Source organism: Erwinia sp. ErVv1, assembly GCF_900068895.1.
Classification (GTDB): domain Bacteria; phylum Pseudomonadota; class Gammaproteobacteria; order Enterobacterales; family Enterobacteriaceae; genus Erwinia.
Genome location: NZ_CDPK01000002.1, coordinates 585,368 through 610,947, shown reverse-complemented (window position 1 = coordinate 610,947; position 25,580 = coordinate 585,368). Strand labels below are relative to the sequence as shown.

Sequence of the window (25,580 nt, the reverse complement as noted above, 5' to 3'; positions counted from 1 at the left end):
ACATTCGTTTCATCGGGAGGGGGCATAAGCGCGCGGTATTGCACCAAAAGGGGGAAGTGGTGAGTTAAGGGTCGATGCAGTAAACTGGCAAAGCCCGAAAGATTTGCCACAGTTAACCTATCCCCCTGATAAGGAAGACGCCATGACCATTATTGCCTGCCTGCACGCAGCCCGGAGTAATATCGAACTCTATGAAGCGGCACTGCACGCGCTGGATTTTGACGAGTTTCAACTGCTTCATCGGGTAGAAAGTGAGCTACTGGAAAAGGCCATCGAGGCCCGTGAGATGACCCCTGAGATAGAGGCAGCCACGTTACAGGCGATAGATGAGCTTTGCCAGCAGGCGGACGTGGTCATTGTCACCTGCACCACGCTGGGCGTCGTTGCCTGGCAGGCAGAACGGTTCACTAAGCCGGTATTGCGGGTCGATGCCACCCTGGCGAAAGCCGCCTCGCATTATCACGGCTCAATTCTGGTGCTGTGCACGGCGCACTCAACGCTGGCTTCGACGACGCATCTGTTTGAGGCATTTATTCCCGGCGATCGTCTGATGGTCGAGCTCGTTCCCCGGGCCTGGGCTTACTACAATGCGGGGGATATTAGCGGCTACCATCAGGAAATTGCTCACTATCTACAGCAGCGCCCGGACTCTGCGCTGGGCTGCATCGTGCTGGCACAAAGCTCCATGGCCGGGGCGGAGAAATACATCAACAGCACCCTATCGGTTCTGACCGGGCCTGCGGTCAGCTTGCAGGCAGCGATTGAGACCCTCCTCTGAGAAAAAAGGGCTGAGACTTAAAAAGCTAGAACGGAACGGTAAAGCGTTTTAAGCTGGAGAGACAAGACGTTACGCTTACGGCTCTCAGGGAATATAATGTTCGATATGACGCTGTTTATACTGCTGGTGTTAACCGGCATGAGCTATTTCAGTCATAACATGACGGTTACCATCGCGCTGCTGGTACTGATCGTGGTGCGCATGACGCCGCTAAACGCACTTTTCCCATGGATTGAAAAGCAGGGCGTCACCGTCGGGATCATCATCCTCACTATTGGCGTCATTGCGCCCATCGCCAGCGGCACCCTGCCTGGCAGCACGCTGCTGGGCTCATTCCTCCACTGGAAATCCCTGCTGGCTATCGCGATTGGCATATTCGTGGCCTGGGTAGGGGGACGCGGCGTCTCCCTGATGAGCAGCCAGCCCACCATAGTAGGGGGGTTGCTGATTGGCACGCTCATCGGCGTCTCGCTGTTTCGCGGCGTACCGGTCGGGCCGCTGATTGCCGCCGGCCTGGTCTCACTGTTTATCGGCAAAATGTAGGCTCAGCTTTCACCTGTGCATTCTGCTATCATCGCCGCCTAACATCAGGAGAGTCATACGATGAGCAGTAAGCAGGATAAACGTAGCAAGCGGGCAAAAATGAAGGCGAAACAGGCCAATCAGACCCGCGCCCACGGGCGTCAGATGGACGCCATCGGACGCCAGCGCTATACCGCAACGCCCGAAATGCTGGCGCTGTTTGAGACCCTGCCGCCGCTGGATGAAAGCGGAGACATGCCCTTTATTGCCGACGTCTATCGCTGGTCAGAAGCAGAATATGGTTTTAACGGCAGCAGCGATGAGAATGACAGACTACAGGTCGCCGCGCTCTGCGTGCTCTATATTCACTGGCGCACCAGCGGTGGCACATTGATGATACAGAACGAGATGATCGAAGCCGCCATCCGGCTGACGGATGAAAACGAAGCGTTTAAAACGCAGTATCAGGTGGCCGCGGCTACCGAAGCGTAGGGGAAGGCAGCGGGCGGTGCAGCACCGCCCGAGGGTTTTAGCCGGGGTAAATCCCGCGATCTTTGCGGGCCATCAGAATGCGTTCACAGGCGACAATATAGGCGGCGGTGCGCAGGCTACAGGCTTTCTCTGCGGCTTTGTCCCAGACGTGAACCATCGCCTCGGTCATGATCCTGTCCATCCGCTGATTGATCTCATCCTCGCTCCAGAAAAAGCTCGCCATATCCTGTACCCACTCAAAATAGCTGACGGTCACGCCACCGGCGTTACAGATTACGTCCGGCACCACGGTGATGCCGCGTGAGGTAAGCATATCGTCCGCATCCGGGTAGGTTGGGCCGTTCGCACCTTCCAGTACCAGCTTACAGCTGAGTTTTTCCGCCCGCTCGCGGGTAATCTGGCCTTCGAGCGCGGCGGGGATAAGAATATCCATTTTCACGCTCCAGAAGGTTTCGCTGGCGATCTCTTCAGCCCCGGGGAACCCCGCGATGTTCTTGTGCGTGGTTTGCCAGCTGCTGAGGGCATCCAGATCGATTCCGCCGGCGTTAAAGAGGGTGGCGGTATGGTCCTGAATCGCCACTACCCGGCCACCGGCTGCCACAAACAGCCGTGCGGCCTCGCTGCCGACGTTACCAAACCCCTGAACCGCGATTCTCGCCCCTTCAATTTCGATGCCGGAACGGCGGGCCACTTCGCGCCCGGTGATAAAGACGCCGCGGCCGGTAGCCTTTTCACGACCCAGCGAGCCGCCAAGATGGATAGGCTTGCCCGTGACCACGCCGGTGATGGTAGTCCCGTGGTTCATGGAGTAGGTGTCCATCATCCAGGCCATTACCCGGGCGTTGGTTCCCACGTCGGGCGCGGGGATGTCCTTCTGCGGACCGATAATCAGGCCGATCTCGCTGGTATAGCGGCGGGTCAGGCGCTCAAGCTCACCTTCTGACAGCGTAAAGGGATCGACGCGGATCCCGCCTTTAGCTCCGCCGTAAGGCAGATTCACCGCAGCACATTTAATGGTCATCCACGCCGACAGCGCCATCACCTCATTCAGATCGACATTGGGATGATAGCGAATGCCGCCTTTACCCGGTCCCCGGGAGAGATTGTGCTGTACGCGAAAGCCTTCGAAATGGCGAATAGAGCCGTCATCCATTTGCAGCGGGATATCAACAATCAGCGCGCGCTTCGGATGTCGCAGCGTATCGATCCAGCGGGACAAATCCCCCAGATAGGGTGCAACGCGGTCAATTTGTTGCAGGTATGTTGACCAGGCCGTTGTGCTGCTGTCAGAAACGTAAGATAGCTTTTCCATAACAAACCTTAATTTTAATGAGTTAATTGTGCTGCCAAATCCGGGCGTATTTGGTGAATATCACTTATGCGCGACTAAATTTATCATTAAAAGCATGTTTTGAAATCTTTAAGTTTATGTAAAATTTAACTGTTTTTGGCGACGAAAAGGCATAGCGCGAATAAATAACATCCCAGGAACATCTGATGTCAGGTGAAAGCGAAAGGCAAGTCATATTTATGCATTTAAACTGCATAGTCCGGGATAAACACTATTTCTCAAAACTTTGAATAGGATCAACATTCCTGGTCCGCTTGCGGCGGGAACATGATTTGTAACACTATAACAATACATTTCATCAACCTGAGTTAAACTCACGTTAGTTTACTTTGTCTGACCTTCCGCACGCCCTAAATGGCAGTTTTCAGAGCCTCTCTCGCTTTCTCTGTACTGGCATGACTATTTACTAACAATCACGATGAATCAGATGAAAAAACTGCTTTTTTTGACCCAGCATCGGGTCTGCTGCTTTGTTGCTTTATATGTTGGCATCCTGCTTAACCTGCCCATATTTTTCCGTCGCTTCCATCAGCTCACTCAGGACGCCGCGCTTTCTACCGCCACAGAGATGCTGGCTGCCTTTGCGCTGGTCCTGTTTGTCACGCTGCTCGCCTCGCTGGCTGGACGCCTGCTGTTCAGGATCCTGCTGACGCTGCTGGTGGTGTTTTCCGTTGCCGCCAGCTACTACATGATTTTTTTCAACGTCGATATCGGCTACGGCATTATTGCCTCGGTAATGGCGACCGACAGCCTCGACCTTTCAAAAGAGTCGGTCGGCTGGCACTTTTACCTGTGGGTGGTACTGGTCAGCCTGCTGCCGATCCTGATGCTCTGGCTGTCGCCACTGCCGGAAGCGGCGCTGCGCCGCCATAACCATAAGGCGTTTATGGGCCGTGGCGGCGTGATGATCGCGGCTGCCCTCTGCTGCTGGCTGCCGTTAAAGGTGATGGGCGATCGTCAGGATTCCCTCGACCGCCAGAATAACAGCATGATGGCCAGCTACGGCGGCGTAGTGGCGGGGAGCTACTCGCCGTCAAACTGGCTGTCGGGCGTGGGGCTGCTGGCGTATAGCAGCTGGAGCCAGGCAGAGGACAACCGCAATCTGTTCGATCCCGCTCAGCACTTTACCTATACGCCGCCAAAGGACGTTAACGACCTGTACGTGGTATTTATTATCGGTGAAAGCGCCCGTCGCGACCATATGGGCCTGTACGGCTACAGCCGCGATAACACGCCAAATCTCGATAAAGAGAAAAACCTCGCGGCGCTGGAGGGCTACTCCTGCGATACCTCTACCAAGCTTTCGCTGCGCTGTATGTTTGTGCGTGAGGGAGGCGCGTCCGACGCGCCGGAGCGCACGCTAAAAGAGATGAACGTCTTCTCGGTGCTGAAAAAGCAGGGGTTCTCATCGGAGCTGTTCTCCATGCAGAGCGAAGCCTGGTTTTACAATAAGGCCCAGGCGGATGACTATGCCCTGCGGGAAACTATCCAGTCTGAAAAGCGCAATGTGGGCAAGCCGATAGATGATATGGCGCTGGTTAACGAACTGCGGGATTCGCTGGAACGTCATCCTAAGGGTAAGCACCTGGTTATTCTGCATACCAAAGGCTCACATTTCCTCTATACCGAACGCTATCCGCGATCCTTTGCGCGCTACAAGCCGGAGTGTCAGGGCATTGATGACCAGTGTTCGACTGAAGAGATGGTGAATTCGTACGACAACAGCCTGCTCTATACCGATCACGTACTGGAACAGGTCTTCAATCAGCTGCGTAACCGCAACGCCATTGTCTTCTACGCGTCCGATCACGGTGAATCGATTTCACAGAATATGCATTTTCACGGTACGCCGCGCGACAGGGCACCGATGGAGCAGCGTACCGTGCCGATCATGGTCTGGGCTTCCGATAAATTCCTGCAGCAGCCCGACAACAGCGCGGCCTTTGCGCAGCTAAAAACGCTGGCGCGCGACAAAACGCCGGTGTTTCATGAAAAGCTGTTTGACAGCGTTTTAGGCTGTATTGGCTACACTTCACCAGACGGCGGCATCAACCCGCAGCGTAACTGGTGTCAGGTAAATAAAGCGATAACCCACTGACACCTTTGCCTGAACCGGCACAAGCGGGTATCCTGTTGCCCGCATTTACTGAGACAGTTTCAACTGAGGTCGACATGATTATTAAACCACGCATCCGTGGCTTCATCTGTGTTACTGCCCATCCGGCGGGTTGCAAAGCTAACGTTAAGAACCAAATCGATTACGTGACCCGTCAGGGCACCGTTGCCAACGGGCCAAAAAAGGTCCTGGTGATTGGTGCATCCACCGGCTACGGCCTGGCCGCGCGTATTTCCGCCGCCTTCGGCAGCGATGCCGCCACCCTGGGCGTCTTTTTTGAGCGTCCCGGTGAAGAGAGCAAACCGGCTACCGCCGGCTGGTATAACTCCGCCGCTTTCGAAGAGTTTGCCGAAGCAAAAGGCCTGTATGCCAAAAGCATCAACGGCGACGCTTACTCCGATGAAGTGAAGCAGAAAACCATCGAGCTGATTAAACAGGACCTGGGTCAGGTTGACCTGGTGGTGTACAGCCTGGCGTCTCCTCGTCGTACGCACCCGAAAACCGGTGAAGTCTTTAACTCCACGCTGAAACCTATTGGCAAAGAAGTCACGGTCCGTGGTCTGAACACCGACAAAGAAACCGTCAATGAAACCACGCTGCTGCCTGCTTCGCAGGAAGAGATCGACGGCACCGTGGCGGTAATGGGCGGCGAAGACTGGCAGATGTGGATCGATGCGCTGGACGCGGCTGGCGTGCTGGCCGAAGGCGCGAAAACGACCGCCTTTACCTATCTGGGCGCGAAGAGCACCCAGGATATTTACTGGAACGGGTCGATCGGCGAAGCGAAAAAAGATCTCGATAAGCGCGTGCTGAGCATCCGTGACCAGCTGGCGGCGAAGGGCGGCGACGCACGCGTGTCCGTACTCAAAGCCGTGGTGACGCAGGCCAGCTCCGCTATTCCGGTTATGCCACTCTATCTGGCACTGCTGTTCAGGGTGATGAAAGAGAAGGGCACCCACGAAGGCTGCATCGAGCAGGTCTATGGCCTGTTTAAAGATAGCCTGTTTAACGCATCACCAATCGTTGATGACGAAGGCCGCCTGCGCGCCGACTACAAAGAGCTGGCACCGGAAGTGCAGGACGCCGTTGATAAGCTGTGGCCAACGGTGACTGATGAAAACCTGAATGACATCACCGATTTCGTCAGCTACAAGCGCGAGTTTATGCACCTGTTTGGCTTTGGCCTTGACGGCGTGGACTACGACGCTGACGTGAACCCCGACGTGAAGATTAAAAACCTGGTACAGATGTAACCGTCTGACCGCGCAAAATGGCCCCCTGACCGCATTGGGAGGCCGGCTGTATAGCGCGGTTTTACCCTGCCCGGTGGACGCGTCCTGCGTCGGCCGGGAACCTCCCCTGCGTCAGTCCTTCGTAAAAAAGCCTTTCACCTGCCGTACCGTTTTCATATCTATGCCGTATGTTCTGGAGCGGCCATAATGTCGGCTAAGGCAGTTGTGTTTGAAGGCAACCAGGATAGGTGTTTGCTAAATGCGCAGTGGTTATAGACGATGGATGTCTGCTATGAGCGAGGAGCGGACATTACCCGTCAGAAGTACTGCGCAAACGCGCCGTGTTAAAACTGGATGTTATCCTGTCTAATCCAGCCCATTGATTAACTCAATGGTTTCTGGCCTCAGGCCTGAAACCATGTTTTTTACCGAAATAAGCGCAGAGAAACGCAACAGCCATTAATGCCAGGAGCGCCCAAGGGAATGACACTGCACCGGCATTTTCAAGAAGCAGCCCTCCGATGACTCCGCCGCTGGCGATAGCCACATTCCATGCGGTGGTCACCATCGCCTGAGCAACATCGACATTATTACCGGCCGCATCGGCCGCCGCTGTCTGCATCTGGGTTGACGCGCCTCCGAATGACCATCCCCATACGACGATGGCCAGAAATACCACTACTGGCTCCCGCATGCCCGCAGCCAGCATCAGTGAAACAGCAGCCAGCGCCGACAGGCTGAGCAGAACAAGTTTACGCAGGTGACGATCAACCAGTGCTCCGGTTATCCAGATGCCAACCAGTGCAGCAAGTCCAAAGAGAAGCAGGATGAGTCCGATTTGCGAGGTTAGACCCGATAGCGCCAGAAATGGACCGATAAACGTATAAAGAATGTTGTGTGCTGTCATCCAGAGAAAGATAACCGCCAGAACCGGACGAACCCCGGGCATCAGGAATACTTTCCAGACAGATAATCGCTGCGAAGCCTGCTGTCCCGGCAGGTCGGGAACCGCAATGAGCGTCCAGATCAACAATAAAATCGACAGCGCTGCCATGACCCCGAACGGCACTCTCCATCCCATCATGCCGCCCAGCCATGCTCCCACAGGCGTCCCCAGCGACAGGGCAATCGGAATCCCCACCATGGCAACAGCCAGCGCGCGGCCCTGCAAATCTGCAGGAACGAGGCGACGCGCATAGCCAGCCAGTATTCCCCACGCAAGCCCTGCAGCCACGCCAGACATAAACCGCGCGGCCAGCGTCAGCCAGTAGTTGGAGGAAAAAGTGGTAATAGTGTTGAAAACCAGAAAGGTCCCGACGGCCAGCAACAATACTTTTTTACGGTGCCATCCCCTTGTCAGCACCGTTAACGGAATGGCTGCGAGAAGCGAGCCCAGCGCATAGATACTTACCAGCTGGCCCGCCATTACCTGGGATACGCCAAGGTCTGTGCCGATTTGCGGAAGCAGGCCTGCTGGCAGGGTCTCGGTCAGGATGGCAATAAATCCGGTCATAGCAAACGCCAGCAGCGGCAGAAGGGGGAGCCTGGGTTGTGTCGTGATTCCTTGTGATTCAGTTTCAGCGTGCACGTTGCGTCCTTTTAAACAGTTAAAAAGCCAAAGCAGAGTTCGGAACTCGTCCTGGATTTATATACCAATCGATATATAAATCAGAAAATATAGGCCAGCCTGGAGGTTGTCAAGCACATATGTATCGATTAGTATTTATGTAAGGTTTGCAAAAGCAGGAGCGGATATGGCAAAGATGGGACGTCCACGATTATTTGACCGGGACGAGGCAGTTCGTCAGGCGATGTATCTTTTTTGGCAGTATGGCTATGAATCCACTTCGCTTGCCTTGCTTAAAGCAAATCTCGGTAACGGCATTACGGCACCGAGCTTTTATGCGGCATTTGGTTCGAAAGAGGCGCTATTTGAAGAAGTTGTTGATTGCTATTTGTCGACTTATGGCCAGGTTAACGATTGCCTCTGGGATGATAGTCTCAACCCACGTGAGGCCACTGAACTGGCGTTACGCCGTTCAGTAAAAATGCAGACAGAGCAGGGACACCCAAGCGGCTGTCTTATCGCGTTATCCGTTAATACCTGTTCGCCCGGGCACGAGCATATCTGCCGGATTCTTGAAGCGCGACGCACCCATACCCGCGCAGGGTTCCTTAAGTGCGTCCGTAGAGCCATAGATTCGGGCGAACTGGTCGCAGACACCGATGCACGTGCGCTCGCCATGTATTTGCACAGCTTTGAGATCGGCCTGTCTACTGAAGCGCGTGATGGTGCAACAGGCAAAGAACTTGATGCCTCGGTATCATTCGCGATGAAGGCCTGGGACGCTCATCGTTTGCTGAGTGTTAATTAACCAAAACATGATGCTATCTAAGGCCGCTATTGGCACGGAGCGGACAGAGTGGGTGAGGCAGGAGGTCCGCTGTGAGCGAAGAACGGAAGTTATGTGTTTTTTTGTTGTTCGTAATCCTGCAGATATTTATCTAAAGGATAAGCAGTTCCAAATATGTGAATTTCTCCATCATCTTTATCAATCATGAACGGTGCATTACCTGCCAACTGAGCAGAAAACTCACCTGTTTCTAAATACTCTCTCGATTGAAAACAATAGAACCAGCCTTCTGAGAATCGACCATGAAGAGTAATAACAACTGGGATGTCATAGCCTTTAAGGGTAATCCAAAGCCATTTCCATCGCATTTTGATAAGTAATCATTGTTCCCTCCTCAGTCGATAACGTCATTTGAACTGGCTGATTTGACCTGCTCCCAGCAAACTAACATAGTACGATGTAAGCAAGTTATGCTCTAGGCACGGAGGGGGTCGCCTAAAGCGTAGCGAGGTCCGCTATGAGCGAGGAGCAGACTTAGCGGTTGTTCTCAGTACCATGAAGAGCTAGTTAAACCTAGGTGTATTAATCAAATGGGAGCAGGTCAACCTGACTTGTCCCCATAAATTATGATATTGCGATGCTAGCAAAATCCGCTTTTAGCAATTACTGTGAGGGTAACTCCTTCTTCAAATCAGGATACCCGTTTTAAGATCGAGCTTAAAAGATTCCCAGCCTCCTGGCGGGTCCCACTCTCCTTGGCCAAGCACGGTATCATTCTCTATTGATGTTATGATTACACCATCAATGGCGCACTGCCTGGATTTCCAGAGAATGCCTGCAGCAATATCCATCAGAAAAACGTGGCAGTAAGTTGCAACCAGAACCCGATCATGTAGCTTGTCAGTATGGATGTCAGGCACTGAATAAATATGGCCGACGTAATCACCTAGTGGATGGCTTCTGAACGCGTGTGTGGCTATGTCAAAAACATGAAAATAGTCCCCACAAATGATAGCCACGTGGGATTCATTCAGGAGAAAATCAGAAAAGGCGCTGGAAATAAGCCAGCCATCCTCATCTGCACGTATATATAACTGTAAAATCAGAAGGGGCTCACCGTCGTTTCTGATTAGCAGTCGCCGATCCTTTTCCCCCTTAGAGCCAAAAGGATTGACGTCGATGATCGAAACACCTTCCGTTTCAGCGCCGGGCGTAGGCTGTTCAATATAGGTCGCTTGTAATGTCATTGACTATCCCAAGTGTGAAATGCAGAACAACTCATACTACTTTACAAGCTGAGGTCACGACAGCGTCATACGTTGTCATATGTGCTGACCAGCCCCCGCAGATTAGTCATTCCGATGTTAGCCACGTCCGCTATTGGCACACAGCGGCCAGACGTAGGTGTCGGGTTCGCTATGAGCGAAAGAAGACGTTCGATTTGCAGCAGACCTTGCAATGAACCGCCTGAATCATATAAGGCGATGTACGCCATCGATTTTGCTCAAGTTTATCAGTAAATTTTGGCGCTTCTTCCCAGAAGCCATTTATATCCTTCCTATTTAATGCGAAAGTCACCTGGATAATGATCATCTACAGAACCCGGGTTGTGCCATGAGGGTAAGGTCGAAAGCTACATTGACTGTTCGGTGATTACCGAACTATAATTGTTCGAAAACCACAGAACAGTTGACCCTCTATGACTCGAACTTATCAGCATCCGGCTCCAGAAGAAGTTAACCTGTCACAAATACTTTTTGCCTTGAGTGATCCAACAAGGCTGCAAATGGTCCGTATTCTCTCCGGGCGGGACCGTGTTAACAGCCTTGACCTGGCACCAGACATGTCAAAATCTACCGTAACGCATCACACCGGTACTTTGCGAAAGGCTGGTATAACCACCACACGTCCCGAAGGTCGCAACTGCTGGATCAGCCTGCGGCGTGAATTACTGGACTCAAAGTTTCCGGGGCTTCTGGAAGCCATACTGAAACAGGCATCAGGCACATGATTTGCCTGTTGTGGCCGCTGATACTTGGAGGTTTTGCGCTTGGGCTAGATGCCTATGTCCTGGCCGGGCTCCTGCCAGGCATGGCACGGGATTTACAGACGACGCAGGCTATGGTCGGCCTGGGTGTCGCGGTATTCACGGTGGCTTATGCTGTAAGCGCACCTGCTTTAGCATCTGCTTCAACACATTATTCGACACGGACAGCATTGTTGGCAGGTATAGGCCTTTTCACAGTGGGTAACTTAGCTACAGCGATTGCCCCTTCACTGAATATTCTATTAATCTCCCGCGTGATCGCCGGTATTGGGGCAGGTTTATACTCGCCGCTGGCTACAGCGAGCGCTGCCGCAATGGTTAAAGCATCCCAACGTGGCCGGGCGCTTTCCCTGATACTTGCAGGCTTAAGTGTAGGTACGGCTTTAGGGGTTCCTTTTGGATTATTGCTCGAAGCACACTTTGGCTGGAGATGGACCATTGGATTAATAGTTCTGCTGGGCATTCTGGCTGCATCAGGAGTGGGAAGGGCCAGTTCATTTCCAGCCCCAACACCGCTCAGATGGAAAGAACGACTCAGCGTATTAACTGAACCGTTTATCCTCTCAACCCTTACCGTGACGCTATGTACAGGCATTGCATCGCTGGGTCTCTATACCTATATGGCTGAAATATTATCCTCTCGGGACATGAGTAGTTTTACAGGCATCTTTATATGGCTCTGGGGACTTGGTGGTATGGCCGGAGCGTTATTCATCGGTAGGGCTATTGACCAACACCTTACATCCGCCAGGGCGACGTTAATACTACTCTTACTGCTGGGGATGGGCTTTGCGTTAATGGGATATGCACCAGCGCTTCTGGCAGGTATAGGGTGTTTTATCTGGGGGATGTGCGGTTGGGCCAGTATGGCACCACAACAGCATGTTCTGGTGACCTATGCGCCAAAACAAGCGACGGCCTCTGTCGCCTGGAATTCGTCAGCTAACTATCTTGGTAGTGGCATCGGCGCAACGCTGGGCTCAGCAGCGCTGAATTCAGACATAGCAGCCAGCTGGTTGCCCGCAGGCTCTTTAATGGTCGTACTACTGGCATTAACGCTTCACTCAATTAAACTCCGACACCTCCGATGAATCGCTCATGAACCCAGATGTAATATACGCATCCAGATTTATGGCGCATGGTGTTATCAGTATAAAACGCCAACGTCCGCTTCTGGCACGGAGCGGACAGAGTGGGTGAGGCAGGAGGTCCGCTGTGAGCGAAAAGCGGACATTTGATTAATGTCAGCAATGACATTTTCTAACTCCACCTAACCCTTGTGAAGTCTGTAAAAAAGCAAGTTGAAAAACTCCGCTGGCGGTAAATCGTATTAGGTTAAAGCCTCCGCTGCCGGAGTTTACCGAATGGCGCAGCAGGCAAACCGGCGCGTTCTGGCCCGGTGCTGATCGCCAGCCCCCTGTATCTTGTATGTCTCTACTGAGAGCGCTTGCCTGCCTGCTAATTAACGGATCACACTGACATTTTCCAGTCTCACCGGGGTTTCAGGCTTATCACCGACCTGCATAGTGATTGGAACGAAGATATTAAGCTCCTGGATCCAGGCTAGTTTGTCACTGCTGGACACTTGTCCCTCATTGGTTGCACTGCACTCAACTAACAGATATTTCCCGCCGAACACCGGCGAAAGGGTATTTGCATCGCCCTCGTTTGTCACTTCACATCGTAATGTGGAAGCCGTGACTTTCTTATCGGCGTCAATACTTTCCCACTGCGCCTGATAACGTTGCCCTGTGACTAGCGGGAAGCGCAGATCCGTCTGTAATTTATTGAGCAACGATGCCCCAGAGCTAATGGACATGGTGTATTTAAGCTGTAGCAGATTGGCCAGCGTTAACCGTTGCACCGTCCAGATACCGTAATCTTCCAGCTTGCGTACGTAACCATCGGGTTGCGCATCCAACTGCACGGCGACCTTAGCGAGCGCGCTGACTTCGGTATAACGAACCTGTTTGAAGCGTGGAAGCGCCCAGGGTTTAATCAATGACTGAGCCTGATGCTCAATGGCAGCAGTAAGAGGATATTTTTTCAGCCACTGCGGATTATTATTGCTCAGGTCGGGCATTGATGGCCCCATCACCGTTGACGCCCGCTTATTCGCGGCAGGCACAAAATGCCCTTCGGCAGTAAATTTTTTCCCGGAGGGTAAATCGCAGAACTCCCCGAAGCGCTTCATCATCTGAGAGGTGATTTCAAAGCTACTTTGGCGGCGAACAATGTCAGCCGTTATGAGTGAGTCCGTCACGCGCCCCTCGTTGTCAAAGTTCATCGCTGCAACAGCCTTACCCTGATGGGTCTTGCAGTTGTATATGTAGTGTTCAATCTTTAATACCAGCGGCGCGTCGTAAGGCGGCTCCCAGACGATATCTGCCATGTCATACCCCATGCGCACGGATAAGTTATCGCCAGTGTGCTGAATGCTATTCACATCGACCAGATTGGTGATGCCAACCTCTGACGTGGCGGATAACTTTTCCCACCTGACCTCTTTTATGGGGAGCTGACAAACCGTACGGACATCCTCCGGTGTCATTTGCTTATCATCCTGTGCCGGTGCATATCGCAGATAGCTGTTGCCGTATGAGCGCGTGGAGGTATAGCCCTGGTCATTCAATAAATCCATGTACAGAAGCTGTGCCTTCCCCTGTTTACAGTCAACAGAACGCCATTGCTGAGCTGTCTTTCCGTTGCTGAAGTTCAGAGACACCATATAATTCACACGATCGTGAATTCTGACAATGGATAAGGGATTCGTACCGCCGCCTGTCAATGTGGGCTTTTCAGCAGCCTGAGAGAAAGCAAGAGGGAAGAGCGACAGAAAAATAAGCGGGCGAAATGCAGGTCGAACGAAGTACATACATGTTCCTTCATATATTGACTGAGAACTAATGGTATCGGCAACAGGGGGGAAATTATTAGTCTGACTTGATATGACCAAAAATATCATTGGTATGAGAGGTTACTTTCAGCCGATTTAGGCGGATGGCTGCCAATACGCAGTAGAGCGACTCCGAGCCCATTAAATCTCATATCCACATCTACCGTGGAGTTCATGACTTGGTTGAACTAACCATCTGACTATTTATATGTGACCTGCTCCCCGATGATTGACACCGACTGTTGTTAGCTACTTCCGCTTCTGGCACGGAGCTGACTGACTCACTGGGCAGAAGGTCCAATCTGAGCATAAAGCGAACTTCGCCCCGAGCTCAATTGACGCGGGCATTGCCTCTCAGGGTGATGCTTTTTCATCGCGCCGAGCAGCGCTGCGGAGTCTTTTGACCTTGCCGGCTCGGCGTTAAACGTATTGAGAGAGTCGCGATTATACATCTCATTAGACATGAATCGGCGACCATGAGGGTTCATGGGCTTCAGTGCCAGTCTCGGCGTCCGCAGAAGCCATTTGATCATAAATTCCCCCTGTACGCTGGCCACAACGATATCTCCGTGCTGTGGCCTGGCGCTGCACACCAGCGATAAATCGCTGTGTCACATAAAAAAACCGGCAGGGTGACATCTCATCCCTGCCGTCGAATCGGAGAGCTTAATTTTTCGGCGATTATAGTGAGTTCACTTGTGATGTAAATGTCATTTTTATCTAATGCAAAACTCTTCGATTACTCTATCCCTGTGTATTTTACGACTGACCCTGACAGGGTGCGAAAGGGCGGAAATTACGTTATTGTCAGGAGGATATCTGAACAGGGTTAAGATACAGACCTTTCATTGCCGGCCAACTCAATTCTGTTTCGTCCGTTTTCCTTTGCCCGGTAGAGCGCTATGTCGGTTTTTTTCATTAACGACTGCTGGCTTTCCCCAACTTTCTGGAAAGCAACCCCGATACTGACGGAGATACCCTGACCATCATCCAGTATGATGTTCCGGGCATTCCTGCAGATGGATTCTGCATAGCGAATCACCTCATACCGGGAAAGCCCCTCGCCGATTACCGCAAATTCCTCTCCACCGATACGGAAAACTTTCAGTGCAGGCCCACTGATACCCGCCAGCTGTCCGCCGAATTTGGACAAAACACCATCACCGACATCATGCCCCCACCGGTCATTGATGTGCTTGAAAAAATCAATATCGATGATCATCATGGACAGCTGTGCACTGGTCGTGCTGCTGAGGGTTTCCACAAAATAACGCCGATTAGGAAGCCGGGTGAGTTCATCATGCATGGCGCTGGTCTGCGCCACGGAAAAACGTGAATTCATCCGCATGATGATGCAATAGACGCTAATAACGGTGAGAAGCATTCCGGACAGCTTAAACAAATCTTCGCAGAAGTAGCCTACCCATCGCGGTTGACTGACTATTTCATCCATCACATCAAATGCGCCTGCAGCGATCCAGAGTATGAGGCCGTTAATCGCTCCGCTCAGGGGACCTCCGTCAACGAAAACACAGGCAACATTCCACAAGGTAAAAATCAGGAGCAGCAGGAAGAAGATATCAATATATAACCCCGGACTGGACATGATTTCACGGAAGGTGCCCAGTGGGGAACCTGCGCTGATGGCCACAATGGCAGCAGTGGTGAGTGCCATGCAGGCCCGGAGGATAACCGCCACCCTGAAGCGAACGGATGAAGACTGCAGCATATTGAATTTCCGTAGTGGTGGATGATGTTTAAAACCAGGACCCATAGAGATGGTGTTATCGTGTGTCAGTTTGACGCACCACACCGCACAGGCTCGCTGCGATCGGTAAGGTTGTCAGGTAAAACAGGTAACTCAAAAGTACCTCTGTCAGATAAAGGCGTAAACCCATGAATACCGAAATATTGTCACACCCGGACAACCTCTTAAGTTATCAGAATGGGTAACAAAGGAAGTCGGTTCCCTCCGCCTTCTTGCCGGGTTTTAACTCGCAGCACAAAGACGACCGTCACTCCCTCTAAATTAATGAACTCACCTAATAAACCCATGTGAATTACCCCACCTGATCAAATAAATCACTCTGCGTTATGCTTTTCCGACACAACAGCTGAAGGATAACCTCATGCAAACGGTAAAACCGCGGCCTCCTACCTGAACGAAACCCAGGTCGGCAAAGCGCTATGAGTTTAACGAGTCGATGCAACGCTAACTTAACTAACGGCTAACGGGCCGAATTGAGCGAAAAGCAGACGTTTCGCTAATAATGACTGATTATTACCATCACATTAAACATAACATTCCGGTCACTTCTACTTAGCTTTGACACTGCAAAAGGCATCTGTTGTATGCTGCTTCAGTCAAAAAAGGATGAAAAAACATGACTGATACAAACTAACCCTACTGGAACCGCATGGCTACCTTCTGCGTTTCAGCCAGTACATTGAATAGCGATTCTGCCGCAATCTTTCCGGTCCCTCGTATTTAATATAAGTCAGCCGTTACTGAATTCCTCAGTCCGTCAATCACTGTTTCTGGCAGTATCATGACTGACTTTACGCTGGTTTTAATCCGTTCGATGATTGCCGTTCGAGGTCCCTTCTGCCATACCTCATTCCCGTAAAATGCTTCCTGCGCTGCCTTCATATGCTCAATGTCATCGAATGCCCGGATCAGGTAGTACGAATCCTCATCATGCAGAGAGCAGCCAAAGGCAACGATGTCGATACCAGCCTCACGATGGAGAGGCGCACTTTTCCCGGCCATGATTTCATGAAATTCCTGCCCGGTACCAGGTTGCAGGATGTACTGCAGTAACTCAACTGTTCTCATCAGTTCGGCTCCATTGGTATCCAGGCTCACGATGCGTGATTGGCTACTGCGAAGCGTCCTCAAGCATCGCGACCATCGCCCGCAGGTTGCCGGATGCGTAGCCTTTACGCCATACCAGCCAGATATCCAGTAGCCCGGCATCCTCAGCCAGCGGCCAGGCTGCCACGCTCTCCCGGCCGGGCATGCTCTCCAGCATGCTGCGCGGCACCATTGCCAGACCTGCGCCCGCGCTGACGCAGGCGAGAATACCGTGGTAGGACTCCATTTCGAAAATCTTGCCCGGCGCGGCATGTTCCGCGGCAAACCAGTTTTCAAAGCGGCGTCGGTATGAACAGTTGGCGCGAAAGGCGTAAATGGTCGAGCCGGAAACCGAGGCGGCATTGGGCACCGGCGGATGATTAAGCGAGGAGATCAGCACCATCTCCTCGGCAAAAGCCGCCACGCCATCCAGCTGAGGATGCTTCGGCGGCCCGTCGATAAACACCGCGCTGAAGCGCCCTGAAAACAGACCGTCGGTCATATCGCCAGAGGGGCCGGTGGAGAGATCCAGCTCCACGTCCGGCCACTGCTGATGGTAGCGCGCAATCAGCTGCGGCAGCCTGACGGCCGCGGTGCTCTCAATGGCGCCGAGGGTAAATATTCCGGCGGGCTGCTGGTGGGTGACCCGCTGCCTGGCCTCCTCGGTCAGCGCCAGAATGCGGATGGCGTAATCCAGCAGGGTTCTCCCCGCATCGGTAATATGCAGCCGCAGCTTTTCCCGGCTGAACAGCGGCGTACCCAGATCCTCCTCCAGCTGTCGCAGGCGGGTCGAGATATTGGAGGGCACGCGGTGCAGCCTTTCGGCGGCCGCGGTGACGCTACCTTCTTCCGCCACGGCGCGGAACACTTCCAGCTGGGTCAGATCCATTATTCATTCTCATATTGAGCAGGATATTTTCATTATTATTCATTTTTCAGGAACCATGCGCAAGGCTAGAATGTCAGGAATCGCATCTCAACTGACTACCGCCAGGGCCTGATTGCCCGGCTAACGGGAGATTTAATGAATACAGCAACCAATACGCCAGCCAGTGCCGTTACGCGCAATCCCTTTACCGGGGAAGTGACGCAGCAGATGCCTTTCGCAACGGCCGCAGAGGTGGAAACCGCGCTGGAAAAAACCGCAGGTGCATTCAAGGGGTGGCGCGTCAGCGACCTGGAAAAGCGTACCCGACTGCTGCTAAACATTGCGGGTGGTCTGCGACAGCAGGCACGCGCGCTGGCAGAAAGCATGGCGGACGAAATGGGCAAGCCGGTTTCTCAGGGGCTGGCCGAAGTGGAAAAGAGCGCCAGCCTGTGTGAATGGTATGCCGGGAACGGTCCGGCCTTCCTGGCGGATGAGCCGGTGCAGGCAGGGGAGAACAAAGCCTTTGTTCAGTATCTTCCCCTCGGCCCTGTTCTGGCAGTGATGCCCTGGAACTTTCCGGTCTGGCAGGTGCTGCGCGGCGCGATACCGATTATCCTGGCAGGCAACAGCTATCTGCTCAAGCCCGCGCCTAACGTGATGGGCAGCTCTCTGCTGCTGCAATCCGTTCTGCTTAAGGCCGGCGTACCCGATGGGCTGTTCCACGTGGTAAATGCAGACAACGATAGCGTGGCGAAAATCATCAACGATCCGCGAATCGCTGCCGTGACGCTGACCGGTAGCGTGCGCGCCGGGGCGGCGGTGGCCGGGCTGGCCGGTGCGGCGATCAAAAAGAGCGTGCTGGAGCTGGGTGGGGCAGACGCCTTTATCGTGCTGGCCGACGCGGATATCGACGCGGCGGTGAAGGGGGCGGTGATTGGACGCTTTAGCAACAGCGGGCAGATCTGTATCGCTGCCAAGCGTATTATCGTCGAAGAGAGCGTGTTCGCTGAATTCCGCGATAAGTTTGTTGAGGCCGTCGGGGCGATCAAGGTGGGCGATCCGCGCGACGAATCAACCTTTGTCGGCCCGATGGCGCGCTACGATCTGCGTGATGAGCTGCATGCACAGGTTGAAGCGACTCTCGCAGAAGGGGCAGAGTGCCTGCTGGGCGGCCATGCGCTGCCGGGCGAGGCTAACTTCTATGCGCCTACCGTGCTCAGCAACGTCAGGCCCGGCATGACCAGCTTTACCCAGGAACTGTTTGGCCCGGTGGCTTCGCTGATTGTGGCGAAGGACGCTGACCATGCCATTGAGCTGGCGAATGATTCTGCCTTTGGCCTCGGGGGCAGCCTGTGGAGCCGCGATACTGAGCGTGCTACCCGACTGGCCGCGCAGATTGAAACCGGCGGCGTGTTTATCAACTCACCGAGCTTTTCCGATCCGCGCGTCCCAATTGGCGGCGTTAAACAGAGCGGTTTTGGTCGTGAGCTGTCGCATTTTGGCGTACGCGAGTTCACTAACGTACAGACCGTGTGGCAGGCTTCCTGAGTGACATACAGCCCTGTAAGGGCTTCTGCACCAGTAACGTCGTACGGCGCGACCCATCTCAGGAGAAGTTAAGCCGGGCGTGGGCTGCGTGAGACAAATAAGGGGCTGTGTAGCGGCTGATTCGCTGCGCAGTCCCTGCTGGCGTCAGTGCAGGGGCTTATCCTGCCAGTGACTTCCTGACTTCCTGACTTCCTGACTTCCTGATGCCTCAGTCTGACGCCTCAGATTCCCAACCCTCCAGCTTTTGCTGCCCTTAACACTCACCTGCGCTGCCTGATTAATCCGATCCCTGTTCCATCCCACCGCAACGCATCGTCCGTTCCCAGGCGACAATGTAAATATGCAATTAATTATCTTCACATTTAACAACATAAAATCACTAAGTTTACTAATATTTTACATGACTGCGTACCGACGGCTACCCGTCGCCCTTTACTGCATTAAGGAGTCATGCAATGACATCTCAAGTGATCCCCCGGCGCTCCAGCCTTGCCGTGGCCGTTTACGCCCTGTTAAACCCCTTACCGGTGGGCTTTTTCGTCGCGGCATGGATCTTCGATATTATCTATCTGTTCAGCACCGAAGTGACCTGGACGCGCGCGGCCAGCTGGCTGATTGTTATCGGCCTGATTATTGCCATTATCCCGCGCATAATTAACCTGATACAGGTCTGGACGGGCGTATCTTATCCGCAGGGATCGCCGATAAAAATCCACTTCTGGGCATGGCTGGTGGCGATTGTGCTAGCCATATTCAACGCATTTATCCACACCCGGGATGCCTGGGGCGTGGTGCCCACCGGGGTCATTCTGTCGACCCTTGTGGTCATTTTAATGCTGTTCGCCAACGTGCAGCTTGCACTGCGCGATCGCGCGGTCAGGGAGCTATGATAATGAAAAATAACGCTGTGCTATCTCTGTTAGCCCTCTCGGTTGCGCTGGTGATTTCCGGATGTGACGAAGGGGCGAAAATCGATCCTGCCCGCCAGACCGGGGCTAACCCCGAACTGCCCGCGGCAAAAAGCTTTCTGGTGCCGCCAATGAAAGTACCTGACGGCGAGCCGTGGAAAAAGGGGGAAGCGCCCAAAGTTGCGCAGGGGTTGAAGATTGAGAAAATCGCGGCCGACCTGCTGCATCCGCGCCAGCTCTATACGCTGCCCAATGGGGACGTGCTGGTCGTGGAGGGCAGCGCGCCACCCGGTCAGGTTAGCCAGCCTAAGGAGTTAATTACCGGGCTGGTGCAGAAGGCCGCCGGTAAGGGTGGGCAGGGCGGTAACCGCATTACGCTACTGCGCAACAGCAGCGGCGATGGCAAAACGTGGGAGAAGCATATTTTCCTGCAAAATCTGCATTCGCCGTTTGGCGTACAGCTCATCGGTGACACGCTTTATGTGGCAAACGCCGACGGGCTGATGAAATATCATTACGACAGCGGTGCCACGCAGATCACCGATCCGGGCAGCGAACTGGCTGACCTGCCGGGCGGGCCGATAAACCACCACTGGACGAAGTCACTGCTGGCCAGCCCCGATGGCAGCAAGCTGTACGTTGGCGTCGGTTCAAACAGTAATATTACTGAGAACGGCATCGGGGCCGAATATCGCCGTGCAGACATTCTCGAAGTAGATGTCGCTACCGGGGCCAGCCGTATCTATGCCAGCGGGCTGCGTAACCCGACCGGGCTTCAGTGGGAACCTCAGACCGGGAAACTCTGGGCCGTGGTTAACGAGCGTGATGAAATCGGTGCCGATCTGGTGCCGGATTACATGACGTCGGTGCAGGAAAATGGCTTTTACGGCTGGCCGTGGAGCTATTACGGTCAGCATGTGGATACCCGGGTTAAACCCCAGCGCCCTGACAAGGTTAAGGCGGCGTTGCGGCCGGATTACGCGCTCAGCTCCCATGTCGCGCCGCTGGGTCTGTGGTTCTATACCGGCGATAATCTGCCTGCCGCCTGGCGCGGCGGGGCCTTTATTAGCGAGCACGGCAGCTGGAACCGCAAGCCGCTGAATGGCTACCAGGTGGTGTGGGTGGCGTTCAAAGACGGGAAGCCGCAGGGGCTACCAAAACCGGTTGTCACCGGCTTCCTCTCCGACGATCGGGAAAAGGTGCGCGGGCTGCCGGTGGGTCTGACGCAGGATAAGCAGGGCGGACTGCTGATTGCCGATGATGCAGGCAACGTTGTCTGGCGCGTAAGCGCCGCGACAGGCCAGTAAACTCAGGCCCACCCTGTTGATTAACAGGGTGGGCCTGACCTCGCTTTATCTCCGCACTTGCCTTTAAGATATATCATAGATATATTTTAGTCCTCGCTCATCACCCTCCCGACGCCCGTCGGAAACATTCAGGCCAGAGTCTGAACATCAGGAGAGATAACGTGCCGGATAATCAACCACAGCGTCGCCTGCCGCGACGCGTCAGAAATGAGCTGCGCTTTCGCCCCGTTGAGGTGCTAAGCAAGCAGTGGGTCGCGAACTGTTTTTACCGTATCGAATTTGGCGGAGAAGCGCTGGTGGGCTTCAATTCCGCGGGCTTTGACGATCACATCAAAGTATTTTTCCCAGACCCCGCCACCGGGGAACTGCAGCTGCCGGTGATTACTGCCGATGGCGTGGAGTGGAAAGAGGGCGTTCGTCCCGCCGCGCGGGACTACACGCCGATGGCGTTTGACAGCCAGGCGGGCAGGCTGACGCTGGACTTTTACCTGCATCAGTCCGGCCTGGCCAGCGACTGGGCAGCAAACGCTCAGCCCGGCGACAGGCTGGCAATCGGCGGACCACGCAGCTCGCTGGTGGTGCCAGAGGATTATCACTTCCAGCTTTACGTGTGTGATGAAACCGGGCTACCGGCTTTCCGACGTCGACAGCAGACGATGTCGGGCAGCAGCATTAAACTGTTTGCCTTTGCGGAAGCCTCCACCGGTAATGACTACCTGGGTAACCCGGCGGGGGTCGATATCAGCTGGCTGGAGAGCGGAAAAATGACGCTGGCTGCGGCAGAAATGCTGATCGCCCGCCTGGATCAGATTGCACTTCCCGCCGATGACTACTTTATCTGGCTGACCGGAGAGGGTGAGGCGGTAAAGAGACTCAGCGACTATTTTCTGCAAACCCGCGGATGTGAAGCCGAACGGGTTCGCGCTATGGCCTACTGGCATCAGAAATAGCCCTGTGCCCCCGTTGAAATTCAACAGGGGGCCGATTACTATCACCCCCCTTTATTCACCATCGGGTCCGCCATGAAAGAGTCTCCCCGTTCCCCCGCCCGCCCCACAGAGGGTAAAGGTGCCTGCGTTGACAGCGCGCGCAGAAAGCGCCGCGAAAAAATGCTGGATGCCGGGGAGGTTCGGCTACTGATGCTGCATTTTTTATCGCAGGGGGCCACCTGGGGCTATGAGCTGATCAAATCTATCGAAGATCTGTCGCGAGGAGAATATACGCCCAGCCCCGGCATCATCTACCCGAACCTGTCGCTACTGGAAGAGAGTGAGCTTATTCAGGTGGGGGATCCGCTGGCCACGCGTAAATGCTGGCGGCTGACCGCAGCGGGTGAGCGTTATCTGTCTGCGAATCAGCAGCCGCTTGAGCGTATCATCACCCGTCTTGGCTCACTGGCGGTGCTGGTGAATAATCGCAGCATTCCCGAGATGGAGCGGGCTATTCACAATTTCAAAATGGCGCTAAACGGTCGGCTTTCCCAGCCGCACCTCTCCCGGGAAAGCCTGTATAACATTATCGACATCCTCGACGACGCTGCAAAAAAGATTGAGCGAAGCTAACGCTGAGCATGAAAAAAGCCTGCCTGTTATCGCAGGCCGTTGCCGTTAGTGATACCCGGTGCGGTGCGCCCCCAGAAATCTCTACTCTCTGAAACCTCTACTCCCAGAAACCTCCACTCCCTGTGACATCTGCCAGCCGAAAAACTTTTGTACTGGCGCCCGAAAACAGCAGTAAAAAGCGTGTCTTTCTCCTCTGATTTCGTTAAATTAGCGTTACAAAAATGTAACCTCAAGTAAGAATATTTTTTATCTTTGCGTCAACACTGAGAGAAAAACATGGTCACTAAACTCACGGGTAGTGTGATAGCGATAATTGGTATCGCTATGCTGTATATGGGCGGCAGGCTTCTACTGCTGGGCGGTTCGCCCTTTTACGTCATTATGGCCCTCGGGCTGCTGGTCACTGCCGTTTTGCTGTTTAAAAATAAAAGGATCGCGCTTTCAATCTACGCCACGCTGATGTGGCTGGTGGCGGCCTGGATTATCTTTGAGGTGGGCTTCGATAAGTGGCAGTGGATCCCACGCGGTGACATTATCGGCCTGATCGGCGTCTGGCTGGCGCTGCCCTGGGTGGTGCGACCGCTGACGCGTACGCAAGACCGGGTAACGGGTCGCGCATTTCATCCCTACCTCGGCACCACCGTACTGGTGATGATCGCCCTGGTTGTCGGCATGATGTTTTACGATCCGCTGCCGGAGGAGGGCAATATCACTACCGCCCGCAATCCGGAGAGTGGCGAAGGCGCGCAGAATGACTGGGCGGCCTACGGCGGCACCGCTGACGGGCTGCGCTTCTCTAACCTGAAACAGATAACCACTGACAATGCCAGTAATCTGGAAACGGCCTGGACCTACCATACCGGGGATCTGCGTAGCACACAGGACGCCAGCGAATACACCTTTGAGGCTACGCCACTTAAGGTGAATAACACCGTCTATTTCTGTACGCCGCATAATGAAGTCCATGCGCTCAACCCGGAAACCGGGGCGCTGAAATGGAAGACTACCCCAACGCACGAGCGTTCTTATATGCAGCAGCACCAGACCTGCCGTGGCGTAAGCTATTACGATGCTGCCGCGACGCCAGCGGTGTCCACCGCTCAGGCCGCTGCCGTTACCACCCCGGCCCGCAGCCAGGCGGTATGCCGCAAGCGCATTTTTAATGCAACCAATGATAATAAGCTGCTGGCGCTGGACGCGGATACCGGCAAGCTGTGCGCCGATTTTGGCGACCGCGGCACGGTCGATCTGCGGGAAAATATGGGGCCGCTTCGCGATCATGCTCTGATGCAAACTGCAGCGCCGCTGGTGGCCGGAAATCTGGTTATCCTCGGTGGTTCGGTCATGGATAACGGTTATAACGCCGGAAACCCTTCTGGCGTGATCCGTGCCTATGATGCCATCACCGGTCGTCTGGTGTGGAACTTCGATCCGGCCCGGCCTGATATGACCCAGCCTCTGCCAGCCGGACAGAGCTATCCGCAGGATACCCCGGTGGCCTGGGCAACGCTCAGCGCTGACACCAAAAACGGCCTGGTGTATGTGCCCTTTGGCAACGCTTCACCGGATGAGCTGGGCACCCATCGCGATGCCAACAGCAATACCGAGAAGTTTCGCGACACGCTGGTGGCGCTGGATCTGAAAACCGGGGCGTTTAAGTGGCGCTTCCAGTCGTCGAAGCACGACCTGTGGGATCGCGATAATCCTTCACAGCCTTCGCTGCTGGATATTGATTACCAGGGTAAACGGCAGCCGGTGGTGATCCTGCCGACTAAAACCGGCAACCTGTTTGTGCTCAACCGGCTGACCGGTCAGGCCGTCTACCCCATAAATCAGGTCGCGGTGTCGACAAAGGGAGGCGTCGCGGGCGAGGACTTCTCGCCTACGCAGCCGGTGTCTGCCCTGAACTTTATTCCGGCTCCCCTGAGCGAAAAATCCATGTGGGGCCTGACGCCCTTTGATCAAATGGCCTGCCGCATCGAATTTAAGTCGATGCGCTATGACGGCAACCCCTGGACGCCCTCGACCGTCGCCGGGTCAATTGTTTTTCCGGGCAATATCGGCGTATTTAACTGGGGGTCGGTCTCCGTTGATCCTCAGCGGCAGATCCTTGTCGCCGCACCGGTTCGCCTGGCCTACAAGTACAATCTGATCAAACGTTCGCCGGAAAATGCGGAGAAGCGTTTGTTTACCAAAGACGGCACGCCGTACTGGAATGAAAACTTTGACGGCGACTACGCCATCCATATTCAGCAGTTCGCTTCCAGCCTGGGCATTCCCTGTATTGCACCACCCTGGGGCCGGATGGTGGGTGTGGATCTGACCACCGGTAAAACGGCGTGGCTGCGTCGCGTTGGCACCACCAAAAACCTGAAAACGACCTTCCTGCCGGGACGCTTTCCCATCGGCTTCCCGATGGGGATGGTGGCGCACGGCGGGCCGCTGACCACCGCAGGCGATCTGGTTTTCCACGGGGCAACGGCAGATAACTTCTTCCGCGCCTACGATATCAATAGCGGCAAGCTGCTGTGGCAGACCGAACTGCCCGCCGGCGGCCAGGCGACGCCCGCGACCTATATGGGCGCGGATAACCGACAGTACGTGATTATTGCGGCGGGTGGCCACGGCTCGATGGGCACCAAAGAGGGCGATGCCGTGGTGGCGTTCCGCCTGAAATAGCTTAACGGTATGTTAAACGGAGAAAGGGGCTGCCTGAATAAAGCAGCCCCTTTTTTATCGCCCGGA

The 25,580-nt window shown here is 54.2% G+C and carries 20 protein-coding genes and 1 pseudogene; 13 read left to right on the top strand and 8 right to left on the bottom strand.

From position 1 onward, the window contains the following. Nucleotides 1-142 precede the first annotated feature (142 nt). The 3 genes from A1830_RS04180 (at nucleotide 143) to A1830_RS04170 (ending at nucleotide 1,792) form a co-directional block, all read left to right on the top strand. A complete protein-coding gene (locus A1830_RS04180) occupies nucleotides 143-778 on the top strand; it encodes a hypothetical protein (RefSeq protein ID WP_067702136.1) in 636 nt (211 codons plus the stop codon). A 96-nt stretch (nucleotides 779-874) separates the two neighbouring features. Then, nucleotides 875-1,321 (top strand): DUF441 domain-containing protein, encoded by a 447-nt coding sequence (locus tag A1830_RS04175; RefSeq protein WP_067702133.1) that lies wholly within the window; start codon nucleotides 875-877, stop codon nucleotides 1,319-1,321. A gap of 60 nt (nucleotides 1,322-1,381) precedes the next feature. Beyond that, a complete protein-coding gene (locus tag A1830_RS04170; protein WP_067702130.1) occupies nucleotides 1,382-1,792 on the top strand; it encodes a hypothetical protein in 411 nt (136 codons plus the stop codon). Between the two features lie 37 nt (nucleotides 1,793-1,829). On the opposite strand, the gene A1830_RS04165 is transcribed toward A1830_RS04170, so the two are convergent. Then, nucleotides 1,830-3,104, bottom strand: a complete 1,275-nt coding sequence (locus A1830_RS04165; RefSeq protein ID WP_067702127.1) for a Glu/Leu/Phe/Val family dehydrogenase — start codon at nucleotides 3,102-3,104, stop codon at nucleotides 1,830-1,832. Between the two features lie 466 nt (nucleotides 3,105-3,570). Here A1830_RS04165 and eptB point away from each other — a divergent pair, with 466 nt between their 5' ends. Continuing rightward, nucleotides 3,571-5,241, top strand: a complete 1,671-nt coding sequence (gene eptB / locus A1830_RS04160) for a kdo(2)-lipid A phosphoethanolamine 7''-transferase (protein ID WP_067702274.1) — start codon at nucleotides 3,571-3,573, stop codon at nucleotides 5,239-5,241. A gap of 74 nt (nucleotides 5,242-5,315) precedes the next feature. Then, on the top strand, nucleotides 5,316-6,512 hold the full coding sequence (gene fabV / locus A1830_RS04155) for an enoyl-ACP reductase FabV (RefSeq protein ID WP_067702124.1): 1,197 nt from the start codon (nucleotides 5,316-5,318) through the stop codon (nucleotides 6,510-6,512). A gap of 367 nt (nucleotides 6,513-6,879) precedes the next feature. Here fabV and A1830_RS04150 read toward each other — a convergent pair whose 3' ends face one another. Then, a complete protein-coding gene (locus tag A1830_RS04150) occupies nucleotides 6,880-8,079 on the bottom strand; it encodes an MFS transporter (RefSeq protein ID WP_067702121.1) in 1,200 nt (399 codons plus the stop codon). 166 nt (nucleotides 8,080-8,245) lie between these two features. Here A1830_RS04150 and A1830_RS04145 point away from each other — a divergent pair, with 166 nt between their 5' ends. Then, on the top strand, nucleotides 8,246-8,866 hold the full coding sequence (locus A1830_RS04145) for a TetR/AcrR family transcriptional regulator (protein ID WP_067702118.1): 621 nt from the start codon (nucleotides 8,246-8,248) through the stop codon (nucleotides 8,864-8,866). Between the two features lie 89 nt (nucleotides 8,867-8,955). Here A1830_RS04145 and A1830_RS04140 read toward each other — a convergent pair. Both A1830_RS04140 and A1830_RS04135 read right to left on the bottom strand, forming a co-directional pair. Then, nucleotides 8,956-9,229, bottom strand: a pseudogene (locus A1830_RS04140) (YrhB domain-containing protein). A gap of 302 nt (nucleotides 9,230-9,531) precedes the next feature. Next, nucleotides 9,532-10,092: a hypothetical protein gene (locus tag A1830_RS04135; protein ID WP_067702115.1), complete on the bottom strand. Its 561-nt coding sequence runs from the start codon at nucleotides 10,090-10,092 to the stop codon at nucleotides 9,532-9,534. 760 nt (nucleotides 10,093-10,852) lie between these two features. Here A1830_RS04135 and A1830_RS04125 point away from each other — a divergent pair. Beyond that, complete coding sequence (locus A1830_RS04125) at nucleotides 10,853-11,983, top strand: MFS transporter (RefSeq protein ID WP_067702109.1); 1,131 nt, start codon at nucleotides 10,853-10,855, stop codon at nucleotides 11,981-11,983. A 371-nt stretch (nucleotides 11,984-12,354) separates the two neighbouring features. Here A1830_RS04125 and A1830_RS04120 read toward each other — a convergent pair whose 3' ends face one another. The 4 genes from A1830_RS04120 to A1830_RS04100 form a co-directional block, all read right to left on the bottom strand. Beyond that, a complete protein-coding gene (locus A1830_RS04120; protein WP_231877561.1) occupies nucleotides 12,355-13,857 on the bottom strand; it encodes a hypothetical protein in 1,503 nt (500 codons plus the stop codon). A gap of 760 nt (nucleotides 13,858-14,617) precedes the next feature. Further along, nucleotides 14,618-15,517, bottom strand: coding sequence for a GGDEF domain-containing protein (locus A1830_RS04110; RefSeq protein ID WP_231877560.1), 900 nt, complete (start codon nucleotides 15,515-15,517; stop codon nucleotides 14,618-14,620). Nucleotides 15,518-16,276: 759 nt separating this feature from the next. Beyond that, nucleotides 16,277-16,624, bottom strand: coding sequence for an NIPSNAP family protein (locus A1830_RS04105; protein WP_067702100.1), 348 nt, complete (start codon nucleotides 16,622-16,624; stop codon nucleotides 16,277-16,279). A 43-nt stretch (nucleotides 16,625-16,667) separates the two neighbouring features. After that, the gene (locus tag A1830_RS04100) at nucleotides 16,668-17,531 is read right to left on the bottom strand and encodes a putrescine utilization regulator PtrR (RefSeq protein ID WP_067702096.1); all 864 of its coding nucleotides are present in this window, start codon (nucleotides 17,529-17,531) and stop codon (nucleotides 16,668-16,670) included. 135 nt (nucleotides 17,532-17,666) lie between these two features. Between A1830_RS04100 and A1830_RS04095 the strand changes: the two genes are divergently transcribed. The 6 genes from A1830_RS04095 to A1830_RS04070 all read left to right on the top strand — a co-directional run bounded on the left by A1830_RS04095 (nucleotide 17,667) and on the right by A1830_RS04070 (nucleotide 25,514). Further along, nucleotides 17,667-19,058 carry an NAD-dependent succinate-semialdehyde dehydrogenase gene (locus tag A1830_RS04095; RefSeq protein WP_067702093.1) on the top strand — a complete coding sequence of 464 codons (1,392 nt, stop codon included), beginning with the start codon at nucleotides 17,667-17,669 and terminating at the stop codon, nucleotides 19,056-19,058. A 455-nt stretch (nucleotides 19,059-19,513) separates the two neighbouring features. After that, nucleotides 19,514-19,948, top strand: coding sequence for a DUF2231 domain-containing protein (locus A1830_RS04090; RefSeq protein ID WP_067702090.1), 435 nt, complete (start codon nucleotides 19,514-19,516; stop codon nucleotides 19,946-19,948). 2 nt (nucleotides 19,949-19,950) lie between these two features. After that, a complete protein-coding gene (locus tag A1830_RS04085; protein ID WP_067702087.1) occupies nucleotides 19,951-21,273 on the top strand; it encodes a PQQ-dependent sugar dehydrogenase in 1,323 nt (440 codons plus the stop codon). Nucleotides 21,274-21,434: 161 nt separating this feature from the next. Then, a complete protein-coding gene (locus A1830_RS04080) occupies nucleotides 21,435-22,223 on the top strand; it encodes a siderophore-interacting protein (RefSeq protein ID WP_067702084.1) in 789 nt (262 codons plus the stop codon). Between the two features lie 72 nt (nucleotides 22,224-22,295). Continuing rightward, complete coding sequence (locus tag A1830_RS04075) at nucleotides 22,296-22,835, top strand: PadR family transcriptional regulator (RefSeq protein WP_067702081.1); 540 nt, start codon at nucleotides 22,296-22,298, stop codon at nucleotides 22,833-22,835. A gap of 276 nt (nucleotides 22,836-23,111) precedes the next feature. Next, a complete protein-coding gene (locus A1830_RS04070) occupies nucleotides 23,112-25,514 on the top strand; it encodes a membrane-bound PQQ-dependent dehydrogenase, glucose/quinate/shikimate family (RefSeq protein WP_067702078.1) in 2,403 nt (800 codons plus the stop codon). Nucleotides 25,515-25,580 lie beyond the last annotated feature (66 nt).